15 protein-coding genes are annotated in these 23837 nt (G+C 31.5%); 6 read left to right on the top strand and 9 right to left on the bottom strand.

The window, feature by feature from the left end; translation table 11 throughout:
• Nucleotides 1-191: 191 nt before the first annotated feature.
• Nucleotides 192-2657 carry a TonB-dependent receptor gene (locus MARIT_RS04910; protein WP_231975196.1) on the bottom strand — a complete coding sequence of 822 codons (2466 nt, stop codon included), beginning with the start codon at nt 2655-2657 and terminating at the stop codon, nt 192-194.
• A gap of 267 nt (nt 2658-2924) precedes the next feature.
• Entirely contained in the window at nt 2925-3263 is a 339-nt protein-coding gene (locus MARIT_RS04905; RefSeq protein WP_024740682.1) for a hypothetical protein, read from the bottom strand.
• A gap of 287 nt (nt 3264-3550) precedes the next feature.
• On the opposite strand from MARIT_RS04905, the gene gcvP reads away from it, so the two are divergent.
• Together gcvP and MARIT_RS04895 are read left to right on the top strand one after the other, a co-directional pair.
• Nucleotides 3551-6394 (top strand): aminomethyl-transferring glycine dehydrogenase, encoded by a 2844-nt coding sequence (gene gcvP / locus MARIT_RS04900; protein WP_024740683.1) that lies wholly within the window; start codon nt 3551-3553, stop codon nt 6392-6394.
• A gap of 136 nt (nt 6395-6530) precedes the next feature.
• A complete protein-coding gene (locus MARIT_RS04895; RefSeq protein WP_100210923.1) occupies nt 6531-7610 on the top strand; it encodes a mannose-1-phosphate guanylyltransferase in 1080 nt (359 codons plus the stop codon).
• A gap of 27 nt (nt 7611-7637) precedes the next feature.
• Here MARIT_RS04895 and MARIT_RS04890 read toward each other — a convergent pair whose 3' ends face one another.
• Together MARIT_RS04890 and lpxK are read right to left on the bottom strand one after the other, a co-directional pair.
• Complete coding sequence (locus MARIT_RS04890; RefSeq protein ID WP_024740685.1) at nt 7638-8138, bottom strand: thioredoxin family protein; 501 nt, start codon at nt 8136-8138, stop codon at nt 7638-7640.
• A 53-nt stretch (nt 8139-8191) separates the two neighbouring features.
• Nucleotides 8192-9214, bottom strand: coding sequence for a tetraacyldisaccharide 4'-kinase (gene lpxK / locus MARIT_RS04885; protein WP_100210922.1), 1023 nt, complete (start codon nt 9212-9214; stop codon nt 8192-8194).
• Nucleotides 9215-9383: 169 nt separating this feature from the next.
• Here lpxK and MARIT_RS04880 point away from each other — a divergent pair, with 169 nt between their 5' ends.
• Nucleotides 9384-10478 (top strand): Nif3-like dinuclear metal center hexameric protein, encoded by a 1095-nt coding sequence (locus MARIT_RS04880; RefSeq protein ID WP_024740687.1) that lies wholly within the window; start codon nt 9384-9386, stop codon nt 10476-10478.
• A gap of 3 nt (nt 10479-10481) precedes the next feature.
• A complete protein-coding gene (locus MARIT_RS04875; protein ID WP_024740688.1) occupies nt 10482-11255 on the top strand; it encodes a zinc ribbon domain-containing protein in 774 nt (257 codons plus the stop codon).
• A 180-nt stretch (nt 11256-11435) separates the two neighbouring features.
• Here MARIT_RS04875 and MARIT_RS04870 read toward each other — a convergent pair whose 3' ends face one another.
• The 5 genes from MARIT_RS04870 to MARIT_RS04850 form a co-directional block, all read right to left on the bottom strand.
• Nucleotides 11436-13286, bottom strand: coding sequence for a DUF349 domain-containing protein (locus tag MARIT_RS04870; RefSeq protein WP_024740689.1), 1851 nt, complete (start codon nt 13284-13286; stop codon nt 11436-11438).
• A gap of 131 nt (nt 13287-13417) precedes the next feature.
• The gene (locus MARIT_RS04865; protein WP_100210921.1) at nt 13418-14179 is read right to left on the bottom strand and encodes a shikimate dehydrogenase family protein; all 762 of its coding nucleotides are present in this window, start codon (nt 14177-14179) and stop codon (nt 13418-13420) included.
• Nucleotides 14157-15167, bottom strand: a complete 1011-nt coding sequence (locus MARIT_RS04860) for a DUF368 domain-containing protein (RefSeq protein WP_024740691.1) — start codon at nt 15165-15167, stop codon at nt 14157-14159. Before MARIT_RS04860 ends, MARIT_RS04865 begins: the two co-directional genes overlap by 23 nt.
• Nucleotides 15168-15206: 39 nt before the next feature.
• Nucleotides 15207-16130 (bottom strand): DUF368 domain-containing protein, encoded by a 924-nt coding sequence (locus tag MARIT_RS04855; protein WP_100210920.1) that lies wholly within the window; start codon nt 16128-16130, stop codon nt 15207-15209.
• 200 nt (nt 16131-16330) lie between these two features.
• Nucleotides 16331-20737, bottom strand: a complete 4407-nt coding sequence (locus MARIT_RS04850) for a translocation/assembly module TamB domain-containing protein (RefSeq protein ID WP_231975195.1) — start codon at nt 20735-20737, stop codon at nt 16331-16333.
• Nucleotides 20738-20913: 176 nt separating this feature from the next.
• Between MARIT_RS04850 and tsaD the strand changes: the two genes are divergently transcribed.
• Nucleotides 20914-21942, top strand: a complete 1029-nt coding sequence (tsaD, locus tag MARIT_RS04845) for a tRNA (adenosine(37)-N6)-threonylcarbamoyltransferase complex transferase subunit TsaD (protein ID WP_024740694.1) — start codon at nt 20914-20916, stop codon at nt 21940-21942.
• A 333-nt stretch (nt 21943-22275) separates the two neighbouring features.
• On the top strand, nt 22276-23814 hold the full coding sequence (locus MARIT_RS04840; protein ID WP_231975194.1) for an LTA synthase family protein: 1539 nt from the start codon (nt 22276-22278) through the stop codon (nt 23812-23814).
• Nucleotides 23815-23837: the final 23 nt, after the last annotated feature.

Here is a 23837-nt window from a genome sequence, read left to right as displayed (position 1 = left end):
AGCAACCTCATCTAATTGACTTTCTGCAACATAGTTTAAATCCTTAGATACTTTGCTTTTTATATTTATTTTCTCTTTAGAGTGCAGTATCCAAAAATGCCCTACATTCAAAAAGCATGAAAGTAGTAACAGCGTAAAAACAAGCCTTATTACCTTTGTATGTTTTAAAACAGCAATCAAGATGGTATTATTTAAAAAGGTATTTGTATTTCTAGTGAAAAATTTCTCCCTGGTTCTGGAACTTCTATCAACCTATAGAAACTTGTATGATTAAAATATTGAGTATTGAGTATATTATTTATTTTAAAATAAATATCTCCCCATTTTTTATGCTTATTATAGAGGGCTGTAAATATTGTTAAATTCCCTACAGTATAACCTTTTGTCTTATTTTCGGGAGGAACAATAGCGGTTTGCCTGCCTGTTATTCTCCAACTCATTCCTAATGCTGTATTTTTAAATACTCTAGTATCTTTTAATTTATAGAGGGTCGAAAAAACTACCGAAATTGGAGGTGAAAAAGGCAATGTAAATCCTTTTTTCGATCCACTTAACTGCTCTGCATATACATATTCTCCTGCTATTTTCAAATTCATTTTATTTGAAATAGCTAATGTAGAAGTGATTTCTCCTCCTGCTCTAAATACCTTTGATTGCTTATAGTTATATATTTGTAAGGCCTCGTGGTAATTAAAACTTGGATTTAAGTAGATATAATTTGGAAAATAATTTATAAAAGGACTTACACTGATGCTACTTTTTCTGACAAAATATTGATATTCTAAATCGAGTTGATATGCCTCTTCTGCTTTTAATGTTGTGTCTCCTAATTCATAACGATACATATGATAATTCACTCCATCAGAAGTTAACTCGTTTGCTAAAGGGATTCTAAAGCTTTTCCCGACATTTATTTTCCCTGTATGGTTTCCCTTTGTAAAAACAGTTCCAAGAGAAGCGCTTATACTTTTAAATTCAAGCTTTTTAGCACTTGACCTAATTAAGAATTCCTCAATAATTTTTCCTTCTTTATGTATCGGAGACTTAAACCAATCTTTATATTGCTTCGTTTTAAGAATTCCATAATCATAACGCAACCCTCCATGTAAATAGAGATTTGAAGAGATTCTATATTTATCATATGCATAAGCTCCAATAGTGAACCTTGCGTATGCTGGAATTATATATCCCCACCCGCCTATATTATTTTTTTGATATTCTGTATTGACCCCTAATTTTATATGATGATTTTCCATGGAAAAAAGTTTCATATTTCCATTTATAGAATAGGTACTTTTATCAAACTTCCTCTCCAAATTAGCCGATGGTTTGGGCATATAACCATGCTCTGATGGTTCTGAAAACTCTTTTCTTATATTATTCTGGTAACCTGTAGTTATTTTTAAAGAATATGTTTCTTCAGCTACTGTTGTTTCATTCGTTATTTTAAAATGATTCACTTCATGCCTTGGCAAGTCTATATCTCTATTATCAGCATCATAATTTATTGTGGATTTACGAACTTCTAATCCATGAGCATTTGCAAAAAAGCCATTTTTCTCGTACACATTGCTTATGATGGTTCTATTAGACAGACCTTCTTTTAAATAACCAATAGTTCCTGAAACTTTATACTCCCCCCCTGCTGTATTTCTTAACTGGTGCTTTTTTAAATGGAAGACAAATCCATTGTAACTAATTTTATTCGTTGGTACCTTATAATCTGCGTAATCTTTAACCGTTATACTGTTTTTAAAATACCAATGATTTCGTCTTCCTTTTACAAAAGATGAAAAGCCTACTAAATCATTATTAGTCTGACCATTTATGCTTATTTTTCCAGCAAGCGTATTTTTTTCAGGAACCTGCGTTTCTTTAATCACAATAGCCCCTCCAATAGCATCTGACCCGACGAGCAAAGACAAAGGTCCTTTATAAATTTCTACCTGCTCAATTGCATTCTGATCAATCTCTAAGCCGTGATCTGTTCCCCATTGCTGCGCTTCATGCTTAATCCCATTTTGCATTACCACAAGCCTATTAAATCCTAATCCTCTTATGGTTGGTTTTGATTGCCCAGCACCAATAGTTATTGCGCCTATTCCTGCTATATTTGCTAATGATTTTCCTAAACTCGTCTCCTTTTTCCTTTCTAAATTTACTTTGGAGATAAGCACAGAAGATAATGCTAACTTTTTAAGAAAGCTTTTCTTTTTATTTCCTCGTATAGTAACTTCATCTAATTGTGTTCTATATTCCTCTAAATAAATTTTAAAATGATGCTTTTCCTCCAAATTCAAAAATTTCTCATATTTTTTATACCCTAATAAAGAAACTTTCAAACATTCTTTTAATTCACTTTTTAATACTTCTAATGAAAATTTTCCATATGCATTACTGATTGCATATGTACTTCCTACTTGTATTTCAGCCCCTTCAATAGGCTCTTTTTTGTTGTGGCTTAGCACATGACCACTTATAACTATGCTTTCTTGTGCATTTGCAAAAGCAATTACCAATAGCATATAAAAAATGCAGATATTCAACTTCATATAAATAACTGTACAATAATCTTTTCCTAAAGATTGTATTTTTTTAATATTAGATTTTTGATGAGCTATTGCAATGCATCTATAAGCTAAACAGCTTTTATTCAAAGAAAAAACTGATTATAGATCAAAATTACCATGAAAAAAAACAGTTTTTTTCTGTAAAAATTCTATCAATAAAGTAATTCTTATGTGTATGATTACCTTTCCCAAGGAAAAATAAAAAGGCACTATATTTTTCAATTATCTTAATTTGATAATGCTGGAAAAAGATGTGCAAGCTCTATCAGACACGTATATATATTATAGAGTATATCTCATCTTACTAAAGCGTAACGATGGTCATTTTATCCATAAAATTTATACGTAAAAAGCTTATAACGAGGGAGGACCTCTAAGAAAAGTAACCTTAAATTTTGCGTTCTTTAAAAAAGAAACATAAAATAAAGGGATATATGTAATTTTATTTAAAAAGCTATCTAGCTGATGAAGTAAAGTAATGGTTGATCCCGAAAAAGTGTAGTCACAAATAGAACATAAGTGATTTCTTTCACTACCCTCCTTAATAAGTACCTCTTTATCATTAGATTTTTTAGTAGAATACACATGAGCTTCTACTATGTGCTCTGACACATAATGCTCCCATTGCATTAGCGGAATCGTTAACAATGTAACTACTAAAAATAGGCTTATTATTTTAAGAATGTTCTTCATCACAAATTCGTGTGGCAAACTTACAAAATAAATAAATACTTCTTCTTAATATTTCTCTATAAAATTAATTATTCAAAATTATTATTTTATAAGAATAGAAGCACTGTTTATGATGTAATAAATAAGCACATTTGTTTTTTCCGTATTAAAACAAGTTAATAAAATATCTCTTTTAACCATTTTTTTACTTAGAGAAATCGTTGAATTTTAATTACATTTGGATCGCTAAATCTATGTTAATTATTTAGCCAAACAAATAAATTTCAAAACAAACGAACAACGCACAAATGAACACAAATTCATTTCAACTAAGACATATTGGTCCTCGTTCTAAAGATCAAGAAAAAATGCTAAAGACTATAGGGGTAGCCTCTTTAGACTCTTTAATCTATGAAACTATTCCTGATGATATTCGCCTACAAAATGAGTTAGATTTACCCCCTGCTATGAGTGAGTACGAATACCTAAATCACATCCATGAATTAGGTGCTAAAAACAAGGTTTTTAAGAGCTATATAGGATTAGGATATCACGAAGCTATTATTCCTAGTGTCATACAGCGTAATATTTTAGAAAACCCTGGTTGGTACACTGCTTATACTCCATATCAAGCAGAAATAGCACAAGGAAGATTAGAAGCCTTATTAAATTACCAAACTATGGTTTGTGATTTAACTGGAATGGAATTAGCAAATGCTTCTTTACTTGATGAAGGTACTGCCGCTGCCGAAGCTATGGCACTGCTATTTGACGTTCGTGAGCGTGCTAAGAAAAAGGCTGGGGCTAATAAATTTTTTGTTTCTGAAGAAATTTTACCGCAAACATTGTCCATTTTGCAAACACGCTCAATCCCTATAGGAATTGAATTGGTAATAGGCAACCATAAAGAATTTAATTTTTCAGATGATTTCTTCGGTGCCATCTTACAATACCCTGGGAAACATGGAGAGGTTTATAATTATACTGATTTTGTAGCTAAGGCTAATGATAATAATATTAAGGTAGCTGTTGCCGCTGATATTTTATCTTTAGTAAAATTAAAAGCTCCTGCTGAATTTGGAGTAGATGTAGTGGTTGGTACTACGCAGCGTTTTGGAATTCCTCTAGGTTATGGAGGTCCACACGCTGGTTATTTTGCTACAAAAGAAGCCTACAAACGTAGTATTCCTGGCCGTATTATTGGAGTTACTAAAGATATGAATGGGAAGCGCGCTTTGCGTATGGCTTTACAAACCCGCGAACAACACATTAAGCGTGAAAAAGCTACATCTAATATTTGTACTGCACAAGTTTTATTAGCTGTAATGGCTGGGATGTATGCGGTATATCATGGTAAAGAAGGACTTACCTATATTGCTAATCAGGTTCATAATGCTACCAATACACTTGCTAAAGGACTGGCTGACTTAGGCTTCGAACAAAAAAACAAAGCGTATTTTGATACGCTTCTTATTAAAGTAGATGCAAACACCTTAAGACCTATTGCAGAAGCTCATAAAATTAATTTCAATTATATAGATGCTGATACTGTTTCTATCTCTATAAATGAAACTGTTGGAATTCAAGAAATTAACATTATTTTAAAATGCTTCTCTGAAGCTTTCAACATTGAAAGAGTAAATATTACTGAATTCAGTATAACCAATGCTTTTTCTGACACTTTAGAAAGAAATACTCCATTTTTAGAAAATGAAGTTTTCAATGCCTATCAATCAGAAACTGATATGATGCGCTATATCAAAAAACTAGAACGTAAAGATCTTGCCTTAAATCATTCTATGATTTCTCTAGGTTCTTGTACGATGAAATTAAATGCTGCTTCTGAAATGCTCCCTTTAAGCAATCCTAACTGGGGAAATATTCACCCTTTTGCTCCACTTAATCAAGCTATAGGATACCAAGAAGTGTTAAAAAACCTTGAACATCAATTAAACGTTATTACTGGTTTTGCTGGTACCTCTTTACAACCTAACTCGGGAGCACAAGGTGAATTTGCTGGTTTAATGACCATTAGAGCTTATCACGAAAACAATGGAAACAGCAATAGAAACATTTGTTTAATCCCTGCCTCTGCTCATGGTACCAACCCTGCTTCTGCAGTAATGGCGGGAATGAAAGTAGTAGTGACTAAAACTGATGAGAGAGGTAATATAGATGTAGAAGATTTACGTGCAAAAGCGGAACTACATAAAGATAATCTTGCTGCTTTAATGGTAACCTATCCTTCTACACATGGTGTATATGAAAAAGCCATTAAAGAAATTACGCAAATAATTCATGATAATGGCGGGCAAGTATATATGGATGGCGCTAATATGAATGCGCAAGTAGGCTTAACAAATCCCGCTACTATTGGTGCTGACGTTTGTCATTTAAACTTACATAAAACATTTGCTATTCCTCATGGTGGTGGTGGCCCTGGAGTAGGCCCTATATGCGTTGCTCCTCAATTGGTTCCTTTCTTACCAACAAACCCTGTGGTTCCGACAGGTGGTGAAAATGCTATTTCTGCTATTTCTGCTGCTCCTTGGGGATCTGCTTTGGTTTGCTTAATTTCTTATGGATATATTACCATGCTCGGTGCTGATGGACTAACGAACGCTACTAAAAATGCGATCTTAAATGCCAATTATATGAAAGAGCGCTTGAACGGGCATTTCAGCACACTATATACCGGTGAAATGAATAGGGCAGCACATGAAATGATTTTAGATTGCCGTGAATTTAAAAATAACGGAGTTGAAGTAGTTGATATTGCTAAGCGTTTAATGGATTACGGGTTCCATGCACCAACTGTTTCTTTTCCTGTTGCCGGAACAATTATGGTAGAACCTACTGAATCTGAAAGCATTGCCGAACTTGATAGATTCTGCGACGCTATGATTGCTATCAAAGAGGAAATTTTGGAAGCTACTAAAGATCATCCTAACAACCCCTTGAAAAATGCACCACATACGCAAGAAATGTTGACTTCTGATGAATGGGAACTCCCTTATTCTAGAAAAAAAGCTGCTTTTCCTCTAGATTATATCGCTGAAAACAAGTTTTGGCCTTCTGTTCGCAGAGTAGATGATGCTTTTGGAGATAGAAACTTAATTTGCTCTTGTAATCCTATGGAAGATTATATGTAAATTATCAACTATATAACTATATTAAGAAAGCCATTTCACTTATTTGAAATGGCTTTTTATTTGCCTAAGATTAGCAAAGCTACAATTACGAATTGACTATATTTGTATTTCGGTAATAATCAATCTAAAAATAACAATGACAAACAACTATTACGCTGTAATTATGGCTGGTGGAATTGGTTCAAGGTTTTGGCCTGTGAGTACTCAAAATTTTCCTAAGCAATTTCATGATATGCTAGGAACAGGCCAATCATTGATTCAAAAAACATTTGAAAGAATTAATCATCTAGTTCCTTCTGAAAACATATTGATTGCTACTAATAAGCAATACGAACAGTTAGTTTTAGAGCAGTTGCCTAAAGTAACAAAGAAACAGTTATTATTAGAACCTGCTATGAGAAATACAGCGCCTTGTATTTTATATGCCGCATTAAAAATATACGATAAAAATCCTAATGGAGTCATGTTAGTAGCTCCATCTGATCACTGGATTGAAAATGAAATGGAATTCATTAATAATATTCAAACTTCATTTGAAAACTGTAGTCAAAAAGATATCTTAATGACACTAGGAATTCAACCTGACTCTCCTAATACAGGTTATGGCTATATACAATTTGAAACGCATGAATCTACCATAAAAAAAGTGAAAAATTTTACTGAAAAACCTAATTTAGCAACTGCAAAGAGCTTTTTAGCCTCTGGAGATTATCTTTGGAATGCTGGAATTTTTATATGGTCTGCTAAAAGTATTATCTGCGCCTTTGAAAAGTACCTCCCTGAAATGATGGCCATCTTAAACACAAACGATATAGCTGTTTACAACACCGATTTTGAAACTGATTTTATTACTCGTAATTATGAAAATTGCCAAAATATCTCTATTGATTTTGGCATTATGGAGCGCGCTAGTAATGTGCACGTATTGCCTGTTAATTTTGGATGGAACGACTTAGGTACTTGGGGCTCCTTATACCATAAACTAGAAAAAGACTCCTCAAAAAATGCTACAGTAGGTGCATTAACAATATTTAGGGATGCTCACGGAAATATGGTTAGAACTCAAAACGGAAAGAAAGTAGTTGTACAAGGACTCAGTGATTTTATCATTGTAGAAAAAGATGATACTATTCTTATTTGTCCTAGAAAAGATGAACAAGATATCAAGGAGATATCAATGGAAGCCAAACGTACTTTTGGTAATAATCTCCCATAAAAAATGAGGTTTTAAAACCTCATTTTCTTAGTAATATTTTTTCAATACTGAATTAAAAAAAGGATAATAATATTCTGTCATATATGTTCCGTTCTTCTCTCCCAATATCATTTCATCCGCATCTACTATAATTACTGATGGAAACGAGCTTTGCCCGTATCTTTCACTCAGTTCCTTGTTTACCTTCTTTGCTTCTTTGGTTACTAAGTCATTGTTCCTAGGAAAATCTGCTAAATATAATACGAAATTCTTAGCTGCAAATTCTTTAAATTTTTGCGTATGAAATAGCTCTTTATCTAACTTTATACATGGGCCACACCAATCAGATCCTGAAAAGTAAATCAATATTGGTTTGTTTTCCTTACTGGCTTTCTTTTTTGCTTCCTTAAAAGATCCTTCCCAATTAACTCGATGCCTTTCTTCTAATTTCTTTAGTGTTGCTACATTTTCAGTAACCACTATTTCTTGAGCCCAATTACCCTCTACAACTATGAAGGCTACTAAAAATATTAAATATAATTTTTTCATTTAAACTAATTTACATCTCAAAAATATCAAAAATAATACCAATTATAAAAACATCACTTTTTTACCACTCCTAATATTTCTTTTTTAAAGCTTTCCTCCCCCTCTATAAACAATGTCTCTATTTCTATATAACTTAATTCTTCTACCTTATCTTGTAAGCGTACATAATCTTTTTCTGTAGTCAATATTATTTTTTGACTTGTATTCAATTTCTGATATTTTTTCTTTATCTCATTAATTTCATTCATTGAAAAATGATGGTGATCTGGAAATTTTAGATGTTCATATTTTACCTCCAAGGATTGCAAATACTCTAGCAAGGGAGTAGGATTGGCAATTCCTGTAACTAAAAGAACTTGATAATTTCTCAACTCATTTACGGATATATTTTTTGTTCCTTTTAATATTTCTTTATAAGAAATCATTGAAAAAAATACTTGCTGCTCTTTTTTTACTCGTAACTTGCTTACTATTTCTACTTGTTTTTCTTTACTCAGATCCTTTGGACACTTCGTTACAATAATAATGTCAGCTCTTTTTGCTCCTTTACGACCTTCTCTTAAATTACCAGTTGGCAACAAAAAATCATGGATATATAAATCACTATATTTTGTTAGCAATATATAAAATCCAGCGTTTACTTTTCTATGTTGAAAGGCATCGTCTAAAAGTATTACCTCTGGCTTATCCTCTTCATTTAATAACAAGGAAATCCCCTGCGTTCTATCTGCATCAACCGCAACTCTAATGTTCTTAAATTTTTGAAAATATTGAAACGGTTCATCTCCTACATCTTCTGCCTGAAAAGAATCATCTACTATTTGAAATCCTTTTGTTTTTCGCTTATACCCTCTACTTAAAACAGCTAATTGATAATTATTTTGCAATAGCCTGATAAGATACTCTATTTGAGGAGTTTTTCCTGTTCCTCCTACACTTAAATTCCCTACAGCTATCACAGGAATGTTGAAAGAAGTTGATTTTAGAATTCCAACATCAAATAAAAAATTACGAACCGTGGTAACCAGCCAATATATAATTGCTACTGGAAATAATAAAAAGCGAATTAATTTCATTATTGCGAATGTAAAAATTATTACTAACATTTCGGTATTAAAAAAACACTGACGAACTTTATTTTATAAAATAGATAAGAGAAAGAGATAATCGTCTATTCCTTTTACTAGCCCTGTCATAAATCTCTAAAATTAGTAACTTTGTATTTTATAGAGATACAAAACAATGATGACCATAAAAGATATCACTTCTTATATAGAAGAACTTGCGCCACTCGCTTATGCTGAAGATTTTGATAATGTTGGATTGCTTGTAGGAAATTACCAAACCAAAGTAACAGGAATTCTGGTTACTCTAGATACCCTTGAAAAAACAATAGATGAGGCCATCGCTAATAATTGTAATTTAATTGTCAGCTTTCATCCTATTATTTTTAGTGGGTTAAAAAAACTTAATGGAAATAACTATGTTGAGCGTGTTGTTTTAAAAGCTATTCAAAATAATATTGCTATATATGCCACTCACACTGCATTAGATAACTCAAACAATGGCGTTTCTGCAAAAATGGGAGAAGTATTAGGACTACAGAATTTAAAGGTGTTACTCCCTAAAAAAGGACTCATAAAAAAGCTAACTACTTACGTTCCTCCCACTGAAGCTAATCATCTTAGAAAAGCTTTATTTGAAGCAGGAGCTGGAACTATAGGTAATTACAGTAATTGTAGTTTTAATGTAGAAGGAAAAGGCAGCTATAAAGGGAATGACAATTCAAACCCTGTAAAAGGAGAAAAAGGGGTGTATGTGTTTGAAGAAGAAAGTTGTATTTCTGTTACCTTTAATAGTTATCTAGAACAAAAAATACTAAAAGCACTTTTTAACGTTCACCCTTATGAAGAAGTCGCTTATGAAATAATTACTCTGAACAACTACAACCAAAATGTTGGCATGGGAATGATTGGAGAGTTGCCTGAAGAAATGAAAGAGGCAGATTTTCTTCCATTTGTAAAAAAAACAATGAATACCAACTGCATTCGTCATTCGCAACTTCTTCAGAAACCTATAAAAAAGGTAGCATTGCTTGGCGGCTCTGGTAGTTTTGCGATTGACAACGCTATCCGTTCAGGAGCAGATGCTTATATTAGTGCTGATTTTAAATATCACGAATTTTTCAAGGCAGAAAAAAAGATTTTATTAGCAGATATTGGCCATTATGAAAGTGAACAATTTACAAAAAACCTTTTAGTTGAGTATCTTACAAAAAAATTCACTAATTTTGCCATCATTTTATCAGAAGAAAGCACAAATCCAATTTATTATATATAAACAATGGCAAAAAAGAAAGAAGTATCGGTAGAAGAAAAGTTAAGAGCGTTGTACGACTTGCAATTGATCGATTCTAGAATTGATGAGATTAGAAATGTACGTGGCGAATTGCCATTAGAAGTTGAAGATTTAGAAGATGAAGTTGCCGGATTAAATACCAGAATTTCTAATTTAAACGAAGATGTTACTAATTTAGAATCAGAAATTAATGACAAAAAGTTAGCAATCGAAGAGTCTAAAGCACTCACTAAGAAATATGAAGAGCAACAAAAGTCTGTTCGTAATAATCGTGAATTTGACTCCTTAACAAAAGAAATAGAATACCAAGGTTTAGAAATTCAGCTTGCTGAGAAAAGAATTAAAGAATATAAAGTTAAAATAGAGCAGAAAAACGAAACTATTTCTGCTACCAAAGAAAAGCTAACTAGACAAGAAAACCATTTGGCTCATAAAAAATCTGAGCTTGATGCAATTTTAAAAGAAACAGAAAAAGAGGAAAAATTATTACACGAAAAATCGAAGGAATTTTCTTTATCCATTGATGATCATTTATTAACTGCTTATTCTAGAATTCGTAAAAAAGTTAAAAATGGTTTAGCTGTTGTTTCTATAGAACGAGGTGCTTCTGGTGGTTCTTTTTTTACAATACCTCCGCAAGTACAACTAGAAATAGCTAATCGTAAAAAAATAACAATTGATGAGCATAGTGGACGTATTTTAATTGACGCTGCTTTAGCTGCTGAAGAAAAAGAGAAAATCGACAACTTATTTAATTAATGTCCTCTTTTAATAAAAGCGAAAGCTCTCTTTTTCAGAGAGCTTTTTTTATTACTCCTATGTAAATATATCTGAGTAAAATCTTTTTTTTAAGACGTTTCAAACCGAAATAAACTTAAAAAAAGCCTCAAAAAGTATTTTTGAGGCTTTTTTATTTAATATGAAGAGAAATTGCTCTCTCTAGTAATCTAACTTTTTTAGATATTTTAATTTTAACTTCCAAACATCCAATTCTTCTTTAAATTTATTAATTTCTGAACGAACATTCATTACTAATGGATTATCTGCCTTTGCATTGGATATGAAACTTAGATTATTTTCTAATTGCTGCATTTCTCTTATGGTTTCGTCTATCTTTTTCCTTACAAAAAATTGCTCTGCATCTAATTTTTTATAATCCTCTTGGGCAAGATAGCTTTCTACAACGTTTTTAAACTTCAACATTGCGATCTCTTCTTTATCAAGATTTAATCCTTCCAACATCATATCAATCTGCTTATTAAATTTTCCTTCAATATGACGCGCATTTCTCGGAAGACTTCCCAAGTTCCTCCAATTGGTTATAGCCTCCTTAATAGCATCCAAACTAGCCTCTTTCTCTGCTTCTAACTTTTCTAAAAACTCTTTCTTGGTATCTACAACTAGTTGCTGCTCTTTATTCAATTCATTCTTACGATCATGCAATCTATCAAAATAATAGTTACAAGCTCCTTTAAAGCGTTTCCAAACATCATCAGAAAATTTCCTAGGAACATGTCCTATTTTTTTCCAATCTGCTTGAATTTTCTTCATGGTATTCGTTGCTTCTTCCCAATCTTCACTTTCCTTTAAACTCTCTGCTAACTCAACTAACGCCATTTTTTTGTTCAAATTGTCATTTTGAGCACCTTTTTCTTCTTTATAGAAAATATTTTTTGCGTGGTTAAATTTTTTAGTAGCTTCTTTAAATTTTTGCCAAACAGCTTCACTTTTAGCATAAGGTAGCTTTCCTGCATCAAAATATTTTTTACGCAAAGCTTCAATGATTACGATACTCTTTTGCCAATCACTGTGAGTCTTATTATCAGAAGTATCGTAGTTTCTTATTTCTTCTACAATTGCCAATTTCTTATCAATGATTTCTTGATGCTTGCTTTTCATTAAACGGAAATGCTCATGACGCTTATCGTGGATTTTCTTCGTTGCTGCGCTAAATCTTTCCCAGATATCTTCTCTATGTTCTTTACTAACAGGCCCTATTTCTTCTTTCCAAAGACGGTGCAATTCTTGTAATTCTTTAAAAGCTTCATTAATATCTTCTTTTATATTTAAACCTTCTGCTCTATCTATTAACTTTAGCTTCTCTTCTAAATTATGTTTAAAATCTAATTCTCTAAAGTCTTTATTCAAGTGCAAGAAATCATAGAAACGCTCTACATGGTGATGGTAAATTTTCCAAGTATCATTATACTTCGTTCTCGGTACTGCTCCAATAGTTTTCCATTTTTTTTCTAGTTCTTTAAAATCATTATACATCGTATTAGCATTTGCTGATGCGATTAACTCTTTTAAATCTTCAATAACTTGATTTCTTTTTTCCAAGTTATCTTTCAACTGTTTTTCCAAAGCACCATAGTATGCGTCTTTTTTAGCTTTATACTCTCCTAATAACTTATTATAAGCTGTTTTTATAGGACTTGAAAAATAAAAATCTATCGAATTTCCTCCTGCTTCTAAAAAAGCTTCTTTTTTCTCAGCTAATAATGCTCCAAACTTGCTATTAAATTCATTTTTAATAGCATCTACATTTACTTTTAGTTGCTGAATTGGGTGATTCTTCAATAATTTCTCTAACTCTTCCGTTAATTTTTCCAAATTCATAGAAGCATAGTCATTCATTGGAATAGCGTGCTTTTCATCTGCTTTCTCAGCTTCCTCAGCAACTTGCTCTTCTATAGCTTCTACCGCTTTTGTTGTTTCGTTTACAATTTCACTCGTTCCAGTTAACTCATTTACAGATTCTTTCATACTGTTTTCGCTATTTTCTAACATAACTATGATGTTTAAGGTTCCTAATAATATTGGTTCATAAAGATACTAATGTCTTATATAAACACAAAACTTATCTTTTTGAATTAGTCTTAAATTTTACTTATTTTTTCCTCTTATCTCAAAATACATATTTACTTATTCCAAATCTCCCAAGCTTTCTCTGCTTGTAATTCCAACATCTCTAATCCATTTTTTATTACCGCTCCTCTCTCCTTCCCACTACTTAAAAAAGCGGTTTCTTTTGGATTATATATTAAATCATACAATAAATGATCTCTCGTTAAAAACTCATACGGAATATTAGGTTTTTCTTCTACCTTAGGGTAAGTACCTAGCGGAGTACAATTTATAATAAGTGTATATTTCTTTAATTTCTTTTCTGTTATATCTGTGTAATGTATCTCTTTCTTTTTTTTAGGATTTCTTGATACAAATTTATATTTTACATTCAATTTATTCAATACATAGGCAATTGCTTTTGCAGCTCCTCCCGTTCCTAATATCAATGCGCTATCATGTTGTTTTTGAAGCAATGGTTTTAAAGATTTCTCAAAACCATATACATCCGTATTATATCCTTTTAATTTCCCTTTTTTTGAGATTTTTATTGTATTAACCGCTCCTACTTTTAAGGCTTCTTTATCTATTTTATCTAAATAATTAAAGATTTCCAATTTATAAGGAATGGTTACATTCATTCCTACTAAATCTTTCTTATGCTTTTCTACCACTTCTAGAAAACTAGTTATTTCAGCAATATCAAAATTCACATATTTATGATTTTTCAACCCTTCCTTTCGAAACTTTTCTGTAAAATATCCTCTAGAAAAAGAGTAGGATATATTTTTCCCTAGCAATCCAAAAAGCTGGCTATTTTTTTTGTTTTCTTCCATAAAATTCAATTCCTAAAATAACTCCAATACCTATGAATATAAATACGATTGCAATCCATGTTTCTTCATGATTTAAATCTGGTATAAATCGTTGATAATTTTCTATAACAGCATTTCCTTTCTTATCTAGCAATATCGTTCCATTTTCTTCTTTATAAATGGTTTTTTTCCATGGCCAAACAATACCTAATGATCCTGTGATAAAACCTATTATTAAGGCCGTTACTACTTTATGCCATCTTTTTAAAACATACCCCAACACATGAGATATCGATACCAAACCAAAAGCCGAACCTATTGTAAACACTGCTATTATTTTTAAATATCTTACTTTAATCCCATCCTTTAAAACTTCAAAATTCCCTGAAATTAAATCTGTTATGACTCCTGACAAAACATTTACACTATCTACCAAAAGCAACACATAATTTCCTAATAATATAAGTATAAATGACCCTGAAAGGCCAGGAAGTGTCATTCCTGAAACTCCAATAATTCCACAAATAAAAACAAACCATAGATTATCATTTTCTTTCGCTGGCGTCATCAAACTAATCCCCACTCCTATCAGCACTCCCATCGCCAATGCAAAACTGTTTTTAAAACTCCACGTCCCAAAATCTTTTGAAATATAGTACACGGAACCTATTATCATACCAAAAAACCAAGACCAAACATACAATTCGTAATGTTTAATAAAATAATCTAGTACTAATGATATACTGAAATAGCTAAACGTGCTCCCTAGCATCACTAATATTAAAAATTGGGCGTTAGTATATCTAAAAAAACTTTGAAATCTCCCATTAAAAAGTAATTTCAATGCCTTCCCGTTTATTTTTTGGAAAGAATATATGAGTTCTTCATAAAAACCAAGTACAAAAGAAACAGTGCCACCTGATACACCAGGAACTTTATTTGCAGCTCCCATAGCTAAACCTTTAAGAAATAGACCTATCTTTTGCAGAAGAGTTCGTTCTTTTTTCATATCAATGATTTTATAACCTCATCTAAATTATCATTTTTCTTACTTTTTTTCAACAGCTAATCTTTCTAAAATTAAAATCAGCGCAAAACCTATCCCTGCCAAGATGATAGCAAACTGCAATTGGTGATCTCCTTCATATACAAAAGGAGAAATACTTTGTTGTTTTAAAGGAACTTCCACCCCATGAGAATTCGTTCTCCATGTTAAGGTTTCTTTCCATGGCCAAATTTTATTTAATGACCCTATAATAAAGCCTGTTAACCCTGCCAATGTATAATCCTTATAATTTGCAAACAGCCACTTTAGTACTCTTGAAAAAGTTAATAATCCTATAACAGCACCACTTCCTACCGTGGCAATTACCCCTAAATTTCTATTCCCCACTGCCTCTAATATAGGTTTGTAAGCCCCTAATAATACTAAAATGAAAGCCCCTGAAATACCTGGTAAAATCATTGCGCAAATTGCCAATGCCCCTGCTAAAAACAAGAATAAAGAAGACGAATTTTCTGAAACTAGGGGGCTTAACGTAGTTATATAATATGCTATGGTTGTTCCTAAAATAAGAATAAGAACCGCTATAAAACTCCATTTCTTAATCTGTTTCGCTATATAAATAACGCTTGCTAGCACCAATCCAAAAAAGAAAGACCATAATAAAACAGGTTTATTTTCTAATAACCATTTAATCAGTTTAGCCAATGAAACAACACTGGTAAAAACACCTATCAAAAGCGCCATCAAAAAGTTGCCATTTAACTGATTCCAAGCAACTTTAAATCCTTCCTTTTTTAATGTTTTAAACAGTTTAATGTTAATAGCACTAATACTCGTTAGTAACTCTTCATAGATACCAGAAATAAAAGCTATAGTTCCTCCTGATACCCCCGGCACTACGTCTGCAGATCCCATTGCCATTCCTTTTAAACCTATAACTATATAATCTTTTATTGTTCTACTCATTGGTGCTATTTTTAACGAATACGAAGATACAGTAAATTGCTTAATATATTACCAGAGAAGCAATCTAGACTTCTCCTTATTTGGTTGTTATTCCTTTCTTTTTAACCTTTCTTTAATTCTTAGCTCCTTTATAAACTTACTTTACTATATAAAGAAGCAAGCAAAAGATAAATTTCTACTATTTTTAGTTTTCTTGTTATCTATTTAACAACCGCTTTTTTATTTCTAAAATGAATTAGTCTAGCTCTTTTTTTAAGCAAACTATCTTTCTTTTTAAGAAGTTCTTGTTTTTTTAAACCTATCTTTTTTGCCAATTCAGACAAATTATTAAAATTCACCTCATAAGACAAACCAACCCCCTGCGTATATCCTTCTTCTTCAGTTGAGTACTGTATGTCATTTTGCCTATTAAATACAGTGCCCCTAAAATTACCCTGTTCATTTAGCAATACCTCTACCTTTACTTCTCCTACAACACTTGTTTGCGTATTAGCTCCTACAGGAACCCCTACCTTTCCATTCACAATAACACGATCACTCAACTGAGTGGTTACTGACACATCAACCTGATTATCTGTATTTAAGCTTTCTATCTCACTTCTATCTCCTTGTGTATAATCTACGCCTAATTTAAATTTAGCGTCTTTACTATTCAATACATCAGACAAAATATTCGAAATTAAATCAGAAGTAGTACCTGCCAATGCAGAAGAAGCGTTTACTCCTAAGTTATCTTCACTAAAAAAACTTCCTGTTGCTAACAAAGAAAAGAACTGGCGCATTTTAGAATTCTTATCATTATCATTTAATTTAAACTCTAGCTCCGATGCTATTGTTGAATTTGCATTTGGAATTTTTATATCAAAATCTTGCTTCGAACTAAATAATCCCCCTGTTATTTTTGTATATAAATCTATTGGTATTTTTCGGTTTCCTTGTATGTTTTCTAATAATTGGGCAGGGTTTGCCTTCGTTTCATATAAAGCTACAATATCCAATTCTGCTTCAAAAGGATCACCATTCCATGAAATCCGCCCTCCTTTTTGTACTACAAAAGGTTTATTAACCACCCCTCCATATTTAAAATTATACACACCATTATCTACAATAAAATCACCATACATATTAAATTTCCCTCTAGTATCTATTTCTATTTGCAAACTACCTTCTCCACTTCCTTTAAGTTCACTTCCTGAAGCTTTATCTATCACAACTTGTGCCTGCGCTTCTTTAGTTACATTCAAATTGATATTTAAATTTAATCCTTCTACTGCTTGAACTGGCAATTTATCTACTACTCGTTTCTTCTCTTCTGACTTAAAATGAATGAGCTTATAGTTATCAATCATTTTAACATCGCTTAAAGGAATTACAAACACCGTACCGGGTTCTGTACTTCCATTGACATCTATTGTCAAACTACTAGTTAATCCTGTTATTTTGGCATCTCCTTTTAAAAAACCTGTTCCGTAATATGCTACTTCTTCTCTTTCTTTAGTATCTAATACCAATAAGTTATCCGTATTTATTTTTAGATTTAAAAACCATTGCTCAAAATTTTGATGAGTAATTGCTCCACTCAAACTCCCTTTAGTTTTATATTTTGTATCTTCTAAAACAATATTATCCCATATAAATGATTGATTTTCTAACTTAACCTGTGTATTTCCTTTCAAGTCAAAATCAATATTCAAATAAGGAAATGTAAGCCCTCCATTTTCAATTTCTAAAACTCCTTTAAAATCTGGATTCCTTAGAAAACCTTTTGCTGTAAAATTTCCTGACACCTCTCCTCTTAGTTTAGACAAAACCTCTCCTCCTAACGGTCCGAACCCATTTATTTGATATTTCTTTAAAAAAACGACCATATCTAATACAGGTCTTACCTCAGAAAAATCTATGGTTCCTTTGGCACTTATACTCTCTGCCACATCATTGACTAAAGTTAAATTTGCATCATATTTCTCATAAGAATTATCTCCCTTTACATCTAATGACAAATCTCCTTGTGCATGCCCATTGATATAAAAATTTTCAACTAAAAGATTCGCTCTCGGATTATAGATTCCTTTATCTTGACCAAAATTTATAGCTCCGCTCAACACTCCTTTCAAAGCCAAACTATCTATACTAGGTAAAAAAGAACCTAACTTAACCCTTGTAAATTCAGCTTGTAATTTTTTATGTTTCTCTCCTTTTATTACTCCTTCAAATTCTATTTTTTGCTCGTTAGAAATAAATGTAAACGGACTCAACTCAAACTCCTTCGTTTTTAGATTAAAAGTTACTTTGTTCTCCTTGTTCTCTAATGGATTTACAAACCATTTATTTTCTTTAAAATTAAATGTAGATTTTTGAATGCCTACTACTGATTTCTTCTCCTTATTAATTGTATAAAAGAAGTCTAAATTAAAATTTTCAGCTTGCCCCTTTCCTCCTTTAAAAACAGATTTAAAAAATAATGTATCATTTTCAGTTCTGTTCAGTAAATTTAACTTTGATACATCATAATATTTATTACGAACTCTATCAATTGTTAAATGAGTATTATATAATGGATTCTTATTATCCATTCTCAATAAAACTTTTTCTACTTTATTTTCATATGCTTCTATTTTAGGAGAAGAAAACGTAAGTTTTAAAGAATTCTGATCTGCTTTTATTTTCCCTTTGATCTTAGTACTATCTCCAATTGAAAGGTCTGATGAAAAAACAGCTATGATTTGATTATAAATAGTAAAATTAAAATCTAAAAATTGATGTGGTGCTACAGGATATGGCGTATAGTTTGTATAAACACTTCCTAACGCATTTTGTGTAATAGGTAACAGTTCATCAAACGTAAACTTTCCTTCTAGTTTTCCTTCTACAATATCTTTAGAATCTATGCTAATTGTTTTAATGCTATCTTTTACTGATGATAGTATCTTAAATTTTTTAAAAGGATAAACTTTCTTTTGATTGGTATAAACAATATCTTTAAAAATAGCCCTTCCTACCATATCGTCTAGGGTATTTCCGTTTACATCAAAAGTGACCGCTCCCTTCAATACCGATATACTATCTTTTAAAAATAAATTTGTTTTTCTTAAATCAATCCTTTCTACTTTTGCTTTAAAATCAAACTCATTTATTTCAGATGAAAAATCTGCCAAACCTTCAAAATTCATTTTTAAGTTTGGATCATTCGCGTTTAATAATCCGTCAAATTTTTTATTCTGAAATTGACCATTAATATCTAAATTTTTATAGTTGTATCCTTTAAATACCAATTCGGAAACAACTCCTATAATAGAGGTATTGATATTATCTAATTTAAAACCACTTCCTTGAACATCTGCTTGCAACGATATCTTTCCTAAAATAGGGTCGTTGGTAAAAATACCTAAATCAAAATCTTTAAAAGCTACTTCTCCATCATAAGTAGCATCATCAATTGTTTCTATGTTGGTTAATTTTAAATCTGAAACAATAGCTCCTATATCTGAAACAATATTTAGTGTAGCATCCATTTGTTGAGGAGTTACTCTCATGATTCCTGAAAGCGTAAAATTCCCTAATCTCTTAAACTCTGTTGGCAACGTCTTTCCTAACAAATTAGGCAACCCACTTTTTAATTGATTGTAATTAGCTGTTACATTCTTTAAGTTCCCATCAAAAATAAATCCCCTTTGATGATTCAAAGCATTTACAAATCCCATATTACCAATAACAATCATTCCTTTTTTAGAATGTAAATTAATATTCTCAGCACTAAAGTTATTTAATGTTCCATGAATATTCCCAGTAAAGTTTAGCACATCATCTCCTCGTAATTCTTTATAGACTTTGTGCAAATCTTTTAAAGACAAACTACTTTCTTGAAATGTTGCTTTTAATTTCACTTTGTCTGTAAAGTATTGAAAATCTTCACGATCATAATCAAAAATAATGTCTCCATTTAATTTTGAGTTTTTCGTTTCAAGAGTTGTTTTACTAAAAAGCATTTGAGTTTTCGTATATGAAAAATCTGTACTCAAATTTGTTATAGCAATTCCGCGATTATCAGTAAAATATATTTCTTTCGCCTTCATTGAAACATCTGCTCCTTTTAGCAAAAAATTTTGTACACTCCCTCCTCCATTATATGCAGCAAATTCTAACGGATCTTTCTTATTTTCATCAAAAAGCTTAAAGGTTAAATTATCTATATCTATATTCTTTGATCTTAATATAAACGGAGTATCTAAACTATCTATCGACTCTTCATCTTCAAAACGATCTAAGAAAATAGACATATTATCGTTATCTTCGTTCTTATATGTTTTCATATAAAAATAAACATCACTTAATGAGGCTTCTCCTAAATTAAGTTTATTGTCTAATATTTTCTTTACATTCAATAAAGAGGTTGTCAACTTATTTACAAAAATAAGTGTATCTTGATGGTGGTCTCTTATTTGAATTTCTTTTAATCTAACACTTCCTAGCAAAGACAAATCCAACTTCTTAACCACAATATTCGTTTCAAAATCTTTATTTATCCTCTCTGTTACTATCTTCCCTAACTTAGTTTGTACAAAGGGAGTAGAAAGTAATAATACCAACAACAAAAGAAAAAGCACCACATGCTTTATGAATTTTATGCTTATTTCTCTTATCTTTTTAATAATAATTACATTTTAAGGTATTGTACAAAACTAAAGGACTATGATCAAAAATATTGCCATTCAGCACAAAGAAAAGTCAATTTTAACGAATTTGTAACGTATATTCAATATTTTTGTGGACTAAATTATTTTTTTTGAAGACAAAACCAATTTATATATTAGGAATAGAATCTTCTTGTGATGACACAAGTGCCTCTGTAATTTGTAATGGCATGGTTTTAAGCAATGTAATTGCTAACCAAGAAGTACACGCTAAATATGGAGGGGTGGTTCCTGAACTAGCTTCTAGAGCTCATCAACAAAATATCGTTCCCGTTGTACAGCAAGCTATTGAGCAAGCTAAAATCAATAAAGAACAACTTAATGCGATTGCCTTTACTAGAGGCCCTGGATTAATGGGGTCTTTACTTGTAGGAACGTCTTTTGCTAAATCATTAGCATTAGGCTTACAAATTCCTTTGATTGATGTGAATCATATGCAAGCGCATATTTTAGCACACTTTATCCAAGAGGAAAATGGTAAAATACCTGATTTTCCTTTTATTTGTTTAACCATTAGTGGAGGACATACGCAAATCGTCAAAGTTACCAATCATTTTGATATGGAAGTTTTAGGAGAAACTATTGACGATGCCGTTGGAGAAGCCTTTGACAAATCTGCAAAAATATTAGGATTACCTTATCCTGGAGGCCCTCTAATTGATAAGTATGCAAAATTAGGAAATCCTAAAGCTTACTCTTTTACCAAACCCAAAGTTGGCAATTTAGAATTCAGCTTTAGTGGCTTAAAAACAGCTATTCTATATTTTATTCAAAAGCAAGAAAAAGAAAATGCTAATTTTATTCAGGAAAACTTATATGATATCTGTGCTTCTATTCAGTACACTATTATTGAGATTTTAATGGACAAACTTAAAAATGCCGTAAAACAAACGGGAATTAAACGTATTGCCATCGCTGGTGGGGTTTCTGCTAATTCTGAAATTAGAAAACGATTAGAACTAGCTGAAAAACATTGGAACTGGACTACATATATTCCTAAATTCGAATATACGACTGATAATGCTGCTATGATTGCTATTACGGGATACCTAAAATACTTAAACCAAACCTATTCAGACGTATCTATTACTGCTAAAGCTCGATTGAAAGTTACTGAATAATCTTATGATATCACCTCTATGAATACTCTTAGTAAACGAATTCTATTTAATATAAAATACTTTTTAATGTGGGTGGGTTATTTTTTAATAACTCGCTTTCTTTTTTTACTATTTTATTCGCAAAAAACAAGCGAACTTGACTTTATATCTATTCTAAAAACATTTGTATATGGCATACGATTAGATATCTCTTTTACTGGATACCTATGCCTTATTCCTTTTTTAATTGTTATCTCTTCAATTTGGGTTTCTAAAAAAATTTGTAGCCTACTTATTAAAGGATACACATATTCCCTACTTTTTATTATTAATTTACTTGTTTTAATAGATATTGTGCTCTATAAGTCTTGGGGAGTTCGAATAGACACAACCCTCCTTACTTATATCAATACCCCAAAAATAATGCTTGCTTCTATTTCTACAGGAGCTTTAATTGGAAGCTTTGCTATTTGGATTACTAGTTCATTACTTTTTGCTTGGTTTTTTAATAGATTGATAAACAAATCTCTTGCTCTATTAATACAAGGGAAATTTTGGGAAGCTCCCTTCTTTTTTGTTGTAACAGCTGCTTTAATTTTACCCATACGTGGAGGTGTACAAACAATTCCTATAAATCAAAGTAACGTATATTTCTCTACTAATATGTTTGCAAATCATGCTGCTGTAAATCCTATTTGGAATTTCTCTAATGCATTGACTCATAAGGTGGATAAAAAAAACCCTTACCAACAGTACGATTTAAAAGTTGCTGAGCAAGTTATTAATAGCACCAAAAATTCTTTACTTGAAAGTTCTACTGATACTATTCTTAAAACAGATAAACCAAATGTTATTCTCATCATATGGGAGAGTTTATCAGCAAAATCTGTAGAAGTATTGGGCGGAAGGGCTAATGTTACCTCCAACCTGAATAAGCTTTCTAAAGAGGGGATTTTGTTTACAAATTTCTACGGAAATGGAGATCGTACAGATAAAGGTCTGATTGCTATTTTAAGTGGTTATTACCCACAACCCACTAAAAGCATCATCAAAATGCCTAGTAAAACCAGAAGCTTACCTATGCTTACTAAAGAAATGAAAAACTTAGGTTACCAAACATCTTTTTATTATGGTGGCGATACTAACTTTGGAAATATGAACACCTATTTAAGAAATGGTGAAGTTGACCATGTGATAGATGGTAGTGAGTTTGATCAAAAAAACTGGAATTCAAAATGGGGAGCGCACGATCATATTTTTTTAGAACGCGTTATGAACGATTTGTCAAAACCTTTACAACAACCCTTTTTTACCATAGCGCTCACACTAACGAGTCATGAGCCTTATGAATTTCCTGATGAATATAAATTTGGTAATGATAGCGATGAAAATAAATATTTAAGCTCACAAGCATATACAGATAAAGCTATTGGTAAATTCATTGAGGCTGCTAAAAAACAATCTTGGTGGAACAATACCCTGATTGTAATCATGTCAGATCATGGCCATCCTCTACCTATACATAAAGGTTATTTTAATTCTCCTAAAAAATTTCAAATTCCTATGGTATGGCTAGGAGGAGCTTTAAATAAGACTCCTATTAAAATACCTTTTTTTTCAGGTCAAACAGATTTTTCATATACACTTCTAAAACTCCTAAAAGGGAATACTACTCCTTTTAAGTTTGGAAAAAATATCTTTAATGCTTCAGATAAACAATATGTTCATTATATATTTAATAAGGGGTTTGGTACAATTGATAAAAACGGTGTATTTGTATATGATTATGTTAGTAAAAAACCTGTTATTTCTACGGGAACTTCTTCTACAAAATTAGATTCTTTAGGTAGAGCCATCACTCAAAATGCTTTCCAAGATTTTATAGATAGATAAAAAAAAGCCTTAAAGATAATATG

The organism is Tenacibaculum maritimum NCIMB 2154, assembly GCF_900119795.1.
In the GTDB taxonomy this organism is placed as follows: domain Bacteria; phylum Bacteroidota; class Bacteroidia; order Flavobacteriales; family Flavobacteriaceae; genus Polaribacter; species Polaribacter maritimus.
Note: the sequence above shows the minus strand (reverse complement) of the source record. Positions and strands in the feature narration are given on the sequence as shown.

Bases quoted from the DNA above. Each gene is read 5' to 3' on its own strand.
- MARIT_RS04905 (WP_024740682.1), bottom strand. From the start codon at position 3,263: ATGAAGAACATTCTTAAAATAATAAGCCTATTTTTAGTAGTTACATTG.
- gcvP (WP_024740683.1), top strand. From the start codon at position 3,551: ATGAACACAAATTCATTTCAACTAAGACATATTGGTCCTCGTTCTAAA.
- MARIT_RS04895 (WP_100210923.1), top strand. From the start codon at position 6,531: ATGACAAACAACTATTACGCTGTAATTATGGCTGGTGGAATTGGTTCA.
- MARIT_RS04890 (WP_024740685.1), bottom strand. From the start codon at position 8,138: ATGAAAAAATTATATTTAATATTTTTAGTAGCCTTCATAGTTGTAGAG.
- lpxK (WP_100210922.1), bottom strand. From the start codon at position 9,214: ATGAAATTAATTCGCTTTTTATTATTTCCAGTAGCAATTATATATTGG.
- MARIT_RS04880 (WP_024740687.1), top strand. From the start codon at position 9,384: ATGACCATAAAAGATATCACTTCTTATATAGAAGAACTTGCGCCACTC.
- MARIT_RS04875 (WP_024740688.1), top strand. From the start codon at position 10,482: ATGGCAAAAAAGAAAGAAGTATCGGTAGAAGAAAAGTTAAGAGCGTTG.
- MARIT_RS04870 (WP_024740689.1), bottom strand. From the start codon at position 13,286: ATGTTAGAAAATAGCGAAAACAGTATGAAAGAATCTGTAAATGAGTTA.
- MARIT_RS04865 (WP_100210921.1), bottom strand. From the start codon at position 14,179: ATGGAAGAAAACAAAAAAAATAGCCAGCTTTTTGGATTGCTAGGGAAA.
- MARIT_RS04860 (WP_024740691.1), bottom strand. From the start codon at position 15,167: ATGAAAAAAGAACGAACTCTTCTGCAAAAGATAGGTCTATTTCTTAAA.
- MARIT_RS04855 (WP_100210920.1), bottom strand. From the start codon at position 16,130: ATGAGTAGAACAATAAAAGATTATATAGTTATAGGTTTAAAAGGAATG.